Origin of the sequence: Chryseobacterium sp. BGARF1 (assembly GCF_001677955.1) — a bacterium.
Taxonomy (GTDB): Bacteria; Bacteroidota; Bacteroidia; order Flavobacteriales; family Weeksellaceae; genus Chryseobacterium.
Window position 1 is genome coordinate 1 of record NZ_LELA01000035.1, and the last position, 10,754, is coordinate 10,754.

Consider the following 10,754-nt stretch of genomic DNA (forward strand, 5'->3'; position numbering starts at 1 on the left):
AATCGAAGATATTTTGCAGATAAACTATTCGATAGGCTCATTATTGCTAACATTACAGCGGTATGATGAAAAACGGATATACATAAATAATTATCATTCCGTTTACTGTAAAAAACACTTGTTCTATTACCAAAACTTATCGGATAGGAATTCGTGAGTTAAAAGATTTGGATGGAAATCTTGCTCCTGAACAGCCTGTTCTTAAAAAAAGAAAAGTAGTTTTAGCACCTAACCAAAGTGAAAGGATTTTTATGGAAATTAATCTTGCCGAATTTAACAATACTAATTATCAAGCGGAGATAGTTATTCGAGAAAATGAGTATAATCAGAATATTTTACTCACACTTTCTGTTCAAGATCACGATGCAGCTGTGTTTTCACCTATTGACGAGGCAAAATATAAACGAAAATGGCAAAGTTGGAAAAATCATTTCTACTGTGATTCCCCAAAAAGTAACTAAAATCTGAAAATCTATAATTATGGCAATTAATATGGCAAAAAATATGGAAGATATTACCAAACAGGTTTTAGATATCAACCGGAACTACATTAATAAAAGCATAGACGTTATCGGGCTTTTGAAAGAAGCAGGAAATGCCAAGAAAATTACCAATATCGATAAAGATCTGGTTGTTGATGTTTTTAATGGAATTGTGAAATTAAATCTTGAATATTATGCTAAACTTGTCGATTTTGGATTTTCGGTCACGAATCAAATTTTATCTCCATCGCAAGAAAGCAGCACAGGCTCTTCTTTTACGCTTTCAGGAAAAGTAAAACCGGGAGAAATAATCACATTACAATTTGTACTAGACAACCCAAAATCTGAAGCCGTTTTATGTGAATTACAATATTCTTCTTTCTTAAATATAGATGATCAAACTGAAAATCCGGAAATAAGTGCAAAATTTTCTCCTCAAAGTTTTGAATTAGAACCCGAAAAATCTATAACGATTGATATTTCGTGCCCGGTTTCAAAAGCTTCAAAACTTGGGACTTATTTTAGCCATGTAAAAGTAGTAGGTTTTGAGCCGGCTTACTTTACCATTATTCTCACTATAGAAAAACCAATAACCACAAATGTCAGCAAGAAAAACCAATCCGACAAAAAACCAGAAAGCAAAACCTGAGACCGAGACTGACAGAGATAATATCATGAGTAATGCTCACAGAATTGTAAGTTCTGCAGTAAATGTTTTGGAAGAAGAAATTGCAGCGGGAATTTTGGCAGCTAAAAATCTGGAAAGCAAACTGATTAATGTAGAAGAGATCCGCAGTAATCAGGACGAATTGATCAATAGGATCAGACGAGATACGCATGAAGCTCTCGATCTTTTTTTAGATGCTTTTGCTGCACTCACACAACAATTAAACGGAATTATAGAAAAAAGTAAGCCTGAAGCTGTTAATAGTAAAAGTTCTGAACAAAAGAGATCTTCATCCAATAATTCTGAAACCATTATTTTGGAAGCAGAAAAACCATTTAAAATAGGCGAAACAGCAAAATTTGAGTTGCAATTTTCGGATGAAGAGAACAGTACCAAATTTCATTTTATTAAAAGTGATCTTACGGCTTCGAATAATGTTAAAATAAGTTCGAGAAATATTAGTATTGTGCCTGGGGTGCTATCTTTAAAGGCGAAAAAAATTGCAGAAGTTATTATTAATATCAAAATTCCCAAAACGGCAATTCCGGGATTTTATCATACTTTAATTACAGACAAATACAATCCTAAAATAAAAATAATCGTTTCCCTACAAATAGAATAGAGCTGATGAATAATACCCTCATGAAAGAAATGCTTAGCCGGTACGGGAAACTCACGCTTTCCGGAATCCATACTTTTATACCTAATAAGGAGCCTAAAGAATATCTTTATAATCTGATGCACGATTATCCTGATAGAGGTGGAAAAGGATTCCGTCCCGGATTATGTATTGCTACCTGTAAAGCTTTTGGGGGAAGTGTAAAAGATGCCGAATTTTCGGCTATAACTTTAGAGCTTTTACACAATGCGTTTCTTATTCATGATGATGTGGAAGATGAAAGTTTTAATCGCAGAAACAAGCCTACTATGCATCAGCTTACCAACAAAGCAATTGCGATAAATGTGGGAGATGCGATGAATGCTTTGGGACTTTATCCGCTGTTTCAAAATAAATATAGACTTGGTGAAAAACTTTCTGAAATTATTTTTCTTGAAATTCAAAACTTAGTCACCGAATCTACAGAAGGACAGGCCATGGAACTGGGATGGCGGCTGGAAAATAGGATAGACTTGACCGAGGCAGATTATTTCAGAATGATACTTAAAAAAACATGTTGGTATACTTGTATGCATCCGATAAGAATTGGAGCCTTAATAGGAACTAAAGGATATATTGATAAAAAAAAATTTAATCGATTGGGATATTTTATGGGAGCTGCATTTCAAATCCAGGATGATGTACTGAATTTGGTAGCCAATGAAGAAGAATATGGAAAGGAAATTGGCGGAGATATTTTGGAGGGAAAAAGAACATTGATGTTAATTCATCTTATGGAAAACTGTACACCGAAAGAAAAACGTTTTCTGCAGAATTATCTTTCGTTTCCTATTTTAGAAAGAAAACAAGATGCAGCTCAGTATATTTTGGAGCTAATGCACAGATATAACTCTATAGAAGAAGCTAAAAATACCAGTAAATTTCTTGCAGGTGCTGCTCTCAAAGAATTTTATACCCATTTTTCACAATTACCCACATCCGAAGATAAAGATTTTTTAGAAAATATCATTTTGTATATGATCAATAGAAATTACTAAGCTATGCTACAGATCCGTGAAAAAATAAATTATGATTGTGATGTCATCATTTCTGGAGGAGGACCTGCCGGAAGTGCTCTTGCATACCATCTTGCCAAAGCTGGTTTGGATGTTATTGTTTTAGAAGCCGACAAATTCCCGAGAGACAAAGTTTGTGGTGATGGTGTAAGTCCGATTGCAATAAATGAATTGGATAAAATGGGAATTACAAAATCTAAAATTTTTAAATCTGCCAACGAAATTACCAAAGTTGGTCTTTTCGTGAAAGATAATCATGCTATTGTAGATTTGGCTCTTCCTGAAGAATTACCTTACCATGCACATATTATTCCAAGATTAGAATTAGATAATTCTATCTACGAAACGGCTAAAAAAGCTGGTGCAAAATATCAGGAAAATTGTAGAGTTATCGACTATAAAATATATGATAATAAGGTCGTAGTTTTTGCAAAACAAGATCAAAAAACAATTCAATTTGTCTCAAAAATAATTGTAGGAGCTGATGGTAGTCGTTCGGTTATTCGAAGAAAACTTCTTAAAAAAGATACAGACGAGACCTATCAGCTTGTAGGTTTACGTGCCTACTACGATAATGTAAATGGACCCAATGATAGGATGGATGTATATTTCATCGAAGACAATTTTCCAGGAATATATTGGTTTTTCCCGGAAGGTAAAAATGGAGCTAATATAGGACTTGCCACCTTATCAAAAACATTTCCTACTCAGCAATCACAAATAAAAAACTTATTAACAAAACATATCAACGAAAATAAAGATATCAAAAAACGTATAGGAAACGGAAAATTAAGAAATAAAATAGAAGGCTGGCCCATAATGTTTTACGATGCCCAAAAACCTGTCACCGGAAACAGAACCTTACTTGTAGGTGAAGCTGCGGGACTTATAAATCCATTAAGCGGTGATGGTATTCAGTATGCTTTGCTTAGCGCAAGATGGGCTACAGAAATAATTACTTCTTGCCATGCTGAAAATGACTTTTCCGAAAAAGCTCTTTCTGGATATAAAAAAAGATTAGATGATGAATTGGGGTATGACCTTGCCTTTTCAAATCTTATTGTACATTTTCCGCGTAATAAATCTTTATTGCCATTATGGATGACTGCAGTGGATGTTCTCGTTGCCAGAGCAAAAAAGGACAAAAAGTTTGCTCAAATTATTGTAGGGATCTCAGAAGGAACTTTTCCTTCATTTAAAGCATTGACCAGTGATTTTGTTCTAAAAATCCTATTTCAGGGTGGCGATTCTGCACAGACTTATCTTTTTGATAAACTTAAAGATCCGAATGCTATTTTGAGTGACAGTACAATCCTGCTCAATTATCTCAAAAAAACCTCTTCCGAACTTATTAATAATAAAGACAACAATATCGACTGGCTTTCACAAATTGGTAAGAAAGTTATTAGCGTTTCCAAATACAGTATCAAATCCAAATAAAAATCGAATTTATTACATTTGCTATAAGGGAATTATTATACTCTTTAACTTAGATGTTACTAGTTAATTACAGCTTAATAAGAGAGCAAAGAAGGGTTTTAAAATAGTTTAAGAACTTGGAATTTTTAAAAGATTTAATTGTTGTAATTAAAAATAGATAAAACGTAGGTTACTTTCCGATACAGAAAGTGTACTACATCCTATTTATGCAGGTTTATAAAAAAGTAGTATCACGATTAGTACACTCATTTTGTTAAGTTTTTCTTTTAATGGCTAAACTCTTATTCATCTCCTTGTGGCGAAGTAGGATTTTCATCTTGAAGTTGCCCGCTTTCTATGTAATTTTTTAAAAAATCAAAACCAAAATAATTGTGTTTTTTTAGGATGCTTAATATTTCAGGATGGTTCATTGCGTTTTCACTTTGCAAATAAAATAATGTACTTGCTTTTGCATTCCAAACGTTTGTGTCTTCAGTTTTAAATTTATTCATTTTAGGAATCTCAATATTTGAAATATTTGCTACAATTTCTGCTTTTTCATCATCAGTAAAAGAAGATTTTACGTCTTGTGAATATAGTATAGAAACAATATATTCTGATAGAGCCGATATATATTTATTATCGTCTTTGGTTGTTTTTTTATCAACATATTTTAAAATATTTTTTCTTATTTTCAATTTTCCATCACAATCTTTCACAAAAAATACATTCCCAATTTTCTCTTCTGCATTTGGAGATTCTTCGGAATATTCTTTATATAAATCTTTTAAAACTAACTCATTAATTTTTTCTTCTTTATCATAGCCAAAATAAACGAGAAGAGTTTTCAGAAATTCCTTATCATTAAATAAAAGCCATGTTAATTCCCCTTTATTTTTACCGAATAGAAACTTATTCCGCGCAATGGTGTTCTGGTCTAAATTTATTTTAAGTTGATTACCATTAATACTTACTACATCATTTAATAATGGTAATGTAGATATTAGTTTGTATTGCTGAAAAACAAAAATATGGTCATAAGTATAGTCATATTCGGTTTTTAGTATATTTTGTTCTTTATTGGAATTAACAAAATAGGTTGTGAAATTATTATGTTTTCTTGAACCGACACAGCTACAATCTTCATTTTCTTCAAATATTTCTTTTATTTTTTTTGTAAAAGTTTCATTGTCGGGAATTATATAACCGTTATTTTTCATCCCTTGTGAAACTACTTCCCCACCAATTTCAATATCGGTATCTGTTAATCGATATTGATGAGAAACGTCGGTGTCATTTTCGGAAAGTTCAATTTTTTCTTGAAGTTTCATGTGTTTTTTTATTAATTCTATATCCATGTTTTTTTTTTCAATTTGGTCTTCTGTTTTCTTATTTTGACAACTTACTAAATTAGTTGCTACGAATAATATTAATATAAGTTTTTTCATTTTCATAAAATTATTGATTATCTGTATCCTAAATGGAAATGGTCTTGATGAACACCAGTTGCTTTTCCTGTAGTATTTCTAATTCCTTTTTTATAAGCGTAATTTTTGATGAATTTCCATTTTACGCCTACAGATATTATGTTTTCTAATTTTGTAACAAATTCAACTTCGTCTTTGTAGGCTTTCATCGCATCTCTCCAAAAAGTTTGGCCACCATTTGAACTTCCGGGATAGCGAATGTCTACATCATTTCCTGCTAATTGATGTCCTGCATGTCCAATATTTCTTCCATCATTTGCAGAAATATCATTAAAATAAAGAGTTTTTCCATATCCATTTTTAGGTAAAGAATAGAAAAATCCTAACAAGGCTGCACATACTTTTTCATTAACCCAATTATCTCCTCCTTTATCTCGTGTTCCGAATCTTCCCCAATTCGATCCAGATTCTGGAAAAGGTAATAAGTCATGATTATTTTTTGTAATCGTATATGTTTTAATTTTTTGTTTACCAATAAAGATGTTATATTCATATTCTTTGCTATCAGGTTTTGAAAACACTTTAGTAACAGTAAAAGCATCTATGTTTATATCATATTGATTTTTATCTCCTTTTTTTGTAGTATCATCTTTTTTCCCATAGATGCAATCATTAACTTTAAAAAGTTCAGATGTTATTTCTTGAAATGCTTTCTTCTTTCCAGCCCAATCAACGTCTGTGCCAATTAGCTTCGAAATAACATCAGTGTTTTTTTGACCATTGGCTTTGGTTTGGATTTTTCTTTCATCCGCAACCCAATAACCCATGCAGGCAATCATTGCTACTTCCGCACTGGCACCCACTTTATCAGCACCTTCTTGAGAAATTATTTCAACATTTGCATATAATTGTGTGTATTTATTAGATGCACTATAATTAACTTTTCCAGTTAGCTGTATAAAACCTCTTCCTCTATAAAGCCAACCATCTCCTTCTGTTGTGTTTTTCAGCTCTTTTCCTTTTTTACTTTGAGGACCATAAGCTAAATTTGCTATCACTTTTGAATTAGCTTTTTGAATCAAACCATCATTATTTTTATTCACATCTTTTCTACCATATTTTTCTGCTTCATCATGATGATTATCAAAATAAGAAAAAGGTCTTCCATTAAATTTACCTGAAGTATGATAACCAGGAATCTTTTTTGCTAAATTCCCTTTTACAAATCCCGCATTGTAATCTCCTTGTGTAAGTCTTCTAGTAGAATAATTAAAACTTTCATTTTTAAAATTTAATGATGTTCCTGATTCTATTCTCGTTTGAGCAAAAAAGTGCGCTTTGTTCCAGCATGTATTCATTTGAAATTTTTCCATATACTTATTATATGCATTTAAAACATCTTTAAGTTTTGTTTCATCTTTACAATCTGGAAATATTTTTTTAATCTGTTCTAATGTAATTGGTTTATTGCAATTTGGACATCCGTTTTTCTCCTCTTTCTTCTCCTGCTTCGGTTCAATAACCGTTACACTTTTTCCTTTCGGTACTTTTGTAGGTTCTGCATCTGCACTTACAGGCATTAAAGAAGAAGTAACGGAAGTTTCATTGTGGATGATTTCTATAAAATAATCCTGTCTGCTACTATCACCACCGCTGTCTTTGGCTTTGTTAAACATTTCTTTGGTAAGTTGTACCCATACGAAATTAGCATCACCAACTAAAACATAATCTTTTTCAAAAATCAAATCGTTCGTCCATGTGAAGTTATCTTCTTCCCATATTTTTACCTTTACTGTTTTACCTTTCATGTTTTGAGCGGTAATCTTCATGATTACTTTACTTCCTACTTTAGAAGAATGCAGCCTGTTTCCGTTTTTATCCACAAATTCGGCACTCAGTATTTTTCCCTGTCCGTCACTTTGGTTTTTTCCACCTGTGGTTACAGGAAACTTTGAAGAATCAGGTTTTGGTTTTGTTTTTTCAGCAGGAGGTTTTGGTTTTGGTGGTGGCGTATTTTGAGGTAAAGTTCTTTGCCTTTTTGGCGGCTCGGGATTGTATGTCGGGTTGGTTACATTAACATTTGCGCTGGCTTTTTGTATGTTCTTGTTTACCACATCGGCGGTTACATAATATTCATGCGCCGCTCCCTCGTTTTTGTCTCCAGATGCAATTCGTGCATTGGCAATCTGTACAGCCATCGTATAAAAAGGTAATTGGAAAACAGCTTCTGCAATACCTTTTATATTAACCGTAGCCAACAAAGGAATACTGTTGATTTTATTCAGGGCATTTTTTATAGGGTCGTGTCCTTCTCCTTTGGCATCATCTTCCCAAAGCGTAAAAGAAACCTGCATATTAAACATTTCCACACAAAATGCTCTTGCAATAATGGTATCTCTGTAACTTAATTTCTTTCCTTTGGGAATCGGTTTATAATTGGCATCTAAAAGTTCAACATTAGATATTTTCGGTTCTTTTGCCCTTTGCGGATGTACAATAAGCTCACCTTTATCTTCTCCCTGCTGAACGATAATTTTTATACCTTTGTGCATCAGGCTTTTCTGCCCGAAAGTATACGGTACGGTTTGTCCTTGTTTATCGCTTCCTCCTTTCCTCCAGCCCGTTTTGGTTTGCACCATAACTTCCCAATACGTTTTGGTAACCTGTAAAGGATTTTTATAGGTGTTGTTCAATGGATTCAGCCAATCATCATTCATCGAAGAAACGGAGTACATTTCTTTTTGTCCTATCACAGGATTGACACTTCCTATTATTGTTAATTTTCCCATATTGATGTGCTTTTATTTACAAACTTCCAAATCATCGTCCTGCTCCTGTTGAAATTCTTTATAATCAAGCAAGGGATTGATATTCTGCTGTTCTTTCGGATCAGCATTTTTCACGTTCTGTTTGGTCATTGCAGAAGTTTGTCCGTGCTTCATCACGGTTATTTTTCCGCCTGTGGCACACATCAGTTCAGAAACCTCAGTTACACAGCTTTTCCCCATAACTTTTACTTTATCGTAGGTTTTCTGCCATTTTCCAGCAGGTGCAAAAGCACAGGGATTGCCGTTTTTTACACTACAGCTTCCAAACGGAGTTGCAGGAGGATTGAACGTAACATCGTCTTCCGTTACCGCCAAATAATCGGATTCTCCTTCTTCATCGTTCCAGTAATGTTTCTGATGAGAAGTCACTTTAAAGTTGGGAAATTTTGTTCCCTTATCGCACATCGCTTTCCCTTTTGGGATAACGAAATACTTGCCGTCGTGTGGGGATGAATTTTCTGACATCATATTGTTGTGTTTGGTGTGTATTCAAAATTAAAAATTATCTGTCACTCTTTCTAATAAAAAGATTTCTTTTTCGACATTTTCATTAACAAAATTAAGGAAAGTAGCTTCTATTCTTTGTAGCGAATAGTTTTTCCTGCTGAAAACATATTCGGCAAAGTGTTCACAATCTATCGAGTTTTCACTTGTTGAAATATCTTTTTCATATTCGGAATCCGTTAAAAATAAATCTTCAAGACTTCTGTAATCGAAGGAAATTCCTTTCTGTTTGATTTTTATGAATTCATCATCAAGGCTTTCTTTGGGACAAAGTGTATTTTGAAGTTCAAAACAGATAGGCTGTGCATCAGGAATCCAGTGATAAAAGTCATTATAAGCTTGCGAGGTTGTCCAAACTCGTAATTTTGCCTGATAAAATGAACCGAACAAAAAATTATTTAATAAAGTGTTTGTAAACTTTCGGAAAACTTCTTTCGGGTCTTCAAGAATTTTTTTCATTTTTTCGATATAACTGAAAGCGTAATCATCTGTGAAGAACTCTTTTACTTTTTCTAATTCTGAAAAAATCTGCTTAGGTTTTTTTGTGAGTTCTGCATCAATAATTTCCCCTTGAAAATTTATAGTTATTCTTATTGGATAAATAGTTTCTATACACATTTCCGATAATGTTGAAGCTTTGCTGTCAGAAGTTTCTCCGTTTTTTATGAAATCAAAAGCGGTAAATTGAAAATGATAATTAGTATTTTCTATCGCTTCAAAATCCAAACGGATTGTTTGTTCGTAGACATTTTTGATTTCGTCATTTAAATAAGTTGTCTGCGAAACAATATACGTTCCAGCCCACAAATCAAAAGCGAACGGAAATTTACCTCCAACAGGAAAATCATAATAACTCTCGTTATTTTTCCTGATTTCGTGATTGATTTCTGCAATTTGCTGTTTGTCAGGAATCAAAATTCTTTTCCCGCCAATACTGTTTTCTTTTATACGTTCAGTCGGATGGCAGTTTTTATTGAGAAAGTCTCGCAGATAATCAGGATTTTCAATATGTAGTTCATCACAAAGCTCGGCAAGGGTTTGGTCAGGGTTGACAAGGTTAATCATCATGTTTTTTGTGTTTTGGTATTCTAAATTACAAAAAATTATGTAAATCGAATTGTGCCTTTTTTTGTTTTTAGTTTGTCTAGTCCTGAAATAGCGATACAAAAAAAGAATCGTTATGAAAGAACAATTAGAGACGCTTTATGTGAAGCGTACTCAGAAAGATTACAGTTTGAGTTTAAAACTTCAGATTGTAAAAGAAATTGAATCCGGTAATTTAGAAATTACAGAATGCCGTAAGAAATATGGGATACAATCCCGATCGACAATTGTGACTTGGCTTAGAAAATATGGTAACTTTGATTGGGACAATCAAACACCGAATTCTATGCAAAAAACTCCTGAACAAAGAATTATGGAATTAGAGGCTGAAGTAAAATTGCTCGCAAAACAAAAAGCATTGCTTGAAAGACAAGCCTACATTGCCGATAAAAAGGCAATTTTCTTCGATATGATGATTGATTTGGCGGAAAGCGAATATCAAATTAATATCCGAAAAAACTCCGCATCCGCACAATCAATAGCTTCCGCAGAACAGAAAAAGAAACTGTAGTTTTTACCTGTGGATTGTCCGGATTGGATAGACAAGTCTATTATCGAAGTTGTAAATCGTCAGCAAAAAGTGGACATTTGATATTAGAAATTTAAGGAGTGTTTTCATAAAAAGAGTAATTTTAATTATGGCAACACC

The 10,754-nt window shown here is 33.1% G+C and carries 10 protein-coding genes; 6 read left to right on the plus strand and 4 right to left on the minus strand.

From position 1 onward, the window contains the following. The first annotated feature begins 167 nt into the window (after positions 1-167). From AB671_RS06435 to AB671_RS06455, 5 genes are read left to right on the plus strand one after another with little or no spacing between them, the layout of a single operon-like run. Positions 168-461 carry a hypothetical protein gene (locus AB671_RS06435; RefSeq protein ID WP_066681358.1) on the plus strand — a complete coding sequence of 98 codons (294 nt, stop codon included), beginning with the start codon at positions 168-170 and terminating at the stop codon, positions 459-461. Positions 462-480: 19 nt separating this feature from the next. Beyond that, positions 481-1,131 carry a hypothetical protein gene (locus tag AB671_RS06440; protein WP_066681357.1) on the plus strand — a complete coding sequence of 217 codons (651 nt, stop codon included), beginning with the start codon at positions 481-483 and terminating at the stop codon, positions 1,129-1,131. After that, a complete protein-coding gene (locus AB671_RS06445) occupies positions 1,082-1,771 on the plus strand; it encodes a hypothetical protein (protein ID WP_066681352.1) in 690 nt (229 codons plus the stop codon). Before AB671_RS06440 ends, AB671_RS06445 begins: the two co-directional genes overlap by 50 nt. Before the next feature lie 5 nt (positions 1,772-1,776). Beyond that, positions 1,777-2,805 (plus strand): polyprenyl synthetase family protein, encoded by a 1,029-nt coding sequence (locus tag AB671_RS06450; RefSeq protein WP_066681350.1) that lies wholly within the window; start codon positions 1,777-1,779, stop codon positions 2,803-2,805. 3 nt (positions 2,806-2,808) lie between these two features. After that, complete coding sequence (locus AB671_RS06455; RefSeq protein WP_066681349.1) at positions 2,809-4,263, plus strand: geranylgeranyl reductase family protein; 1,455 nt, start codon at positions 2,809-2,811, stop codon at positions 4,261-4,263. A 281-nt stretch (positions 4,264-4,544) separates the two neighbouring features. Here the strand turns inward: AB671_RS06455 and AB671_RS06460 are convergent, their stop codons facing one another. The 4 genes from AB671_RS06460 to AB671_RS06475 are packed head-to-tail and all read right to left on the minus strand — an operon-like array spanning position 4,545 to position 10,069. Then, positions 4,545-5,690 carry a hypothetical protein gene (locus AB671_RS06460; RefSeq protein WP_157444150.1) on the minus strand — a complete coding sequence of 382 codons (1,146 nt, stop codon included), beginning with the start codon at positions 5,688-5,690 and terminating at the stop codon, positions 4,545-4,547. A 17-nt stretch (positions 5,691-5,707) separates the two neighbouring features. Then, positions 5,708-8,458, minus strand: coding sequence for a hypothetical protein (locus AB671_RS06465; protein ID WP_066681347.1), 2,751 nt, complete (start codon positions 8,456-8,458; stop codon positions 5,708-5,710). A 12-nt stretch (positions 8,459-8,470) separates the two neighbouring features. Further along, positions 8,471-8,965: a DUF4280 domain-containing protein gene (locus AB671_RS06470; RefSeq protein ID WP_228390997.1), complete on the minus strand. Its 495-nt coding sequence runs from the start codon at positions 8,963-8,965 to the stop codon at positions 8,471-8,473. 27 nt (positions 8,966-8,992) lie between these two features. Continuing rightward, a complete protein-coding gene (locus AB671_RS06475) occupies positions 8,993-10,069 on the minus strand; it encodes a hypothetical protein (protein ID WP_066681343.1) in 1,077 nt (358 codons plus the stop codon). Positions 10,070-10,181: 112 nt separating this feature from the next. Between AB671_RS06475 and AB671_RS06480 the strand changes: the two genes are divergently transcribed. Next, on the plus strand, positions 10,182-10,616 hold the full coding sequence (locus tag AB671_RS06480) for a helix-turn-helix domain-containing protein (protein ID WP_066681341.1): 435 nt from the start codon (positions 10,182-10,184) through the stop codon (positions 10,614-10,616). Positions 10,617-10,754: the final 138 nt, after the last annotated feature.

Coding starts and splice junctions, on each gene's coding strand:
- AB671_RS06480 (WP_066681341.1), top strand. CDS start 10,182: ATGAAAGAACAATTAGAGACGCTTTATGTGAAGCGTACTCAGAAAGAT.
- AB671_RS06455 (WP_066681349.1), top strand. CDS start 2,809: ATGCTACAGATCCGTGAAAAAATAAATTATGATTGTGATGTCATCATT.
- AB671_RS06465 (WP_066681347.1), bottom strand. CDS start 8,458: ATGGGAAAATTAACAATAATAGGAAGTGTCAATCCTGTGATAGGACAA.
- AB671_RS06450 (WP_066681350.1), top strand. CDS start 1,777: ATGAATAATACCCTCATGAAAGAAATGCTTAGCCGGTACGGGAAACTC.
- AB671_RS06470 (WP_228390997.1), bottom strand. CDS start 8,965: ATGATGTCAGAAAATTCATCCCCACACGACGGCAAGTATTTCGTTATC.
- AB671_RS06445 (WP_066681352.1), top strand. CDS start 1,082: ATGTCAGCAAGAAAAACCAATCCGACAAAAAACCAGAAAGCAAAACCT.
- AB671_RS06475 (WP_066681343.1), bottom strand. CDS start 10,069: ATGATGATTAACCTTGTCAACCCTGACCAAACCCTTGCCGAGCTTTGT.
- AB671_RS06440 (WP_066681357.1), top strand. CDS start 481: ATGGCAATTAATATGGCAAAAAATATGGAAGATATTACCAAACAGGTT.
- AB671_RS06460 (WP_157444150.1), bottom strand. CDS start 5,690: ATGAAAAAACTTATATTAATATTATTCGTAGCAACTAATTTAGTAAGT.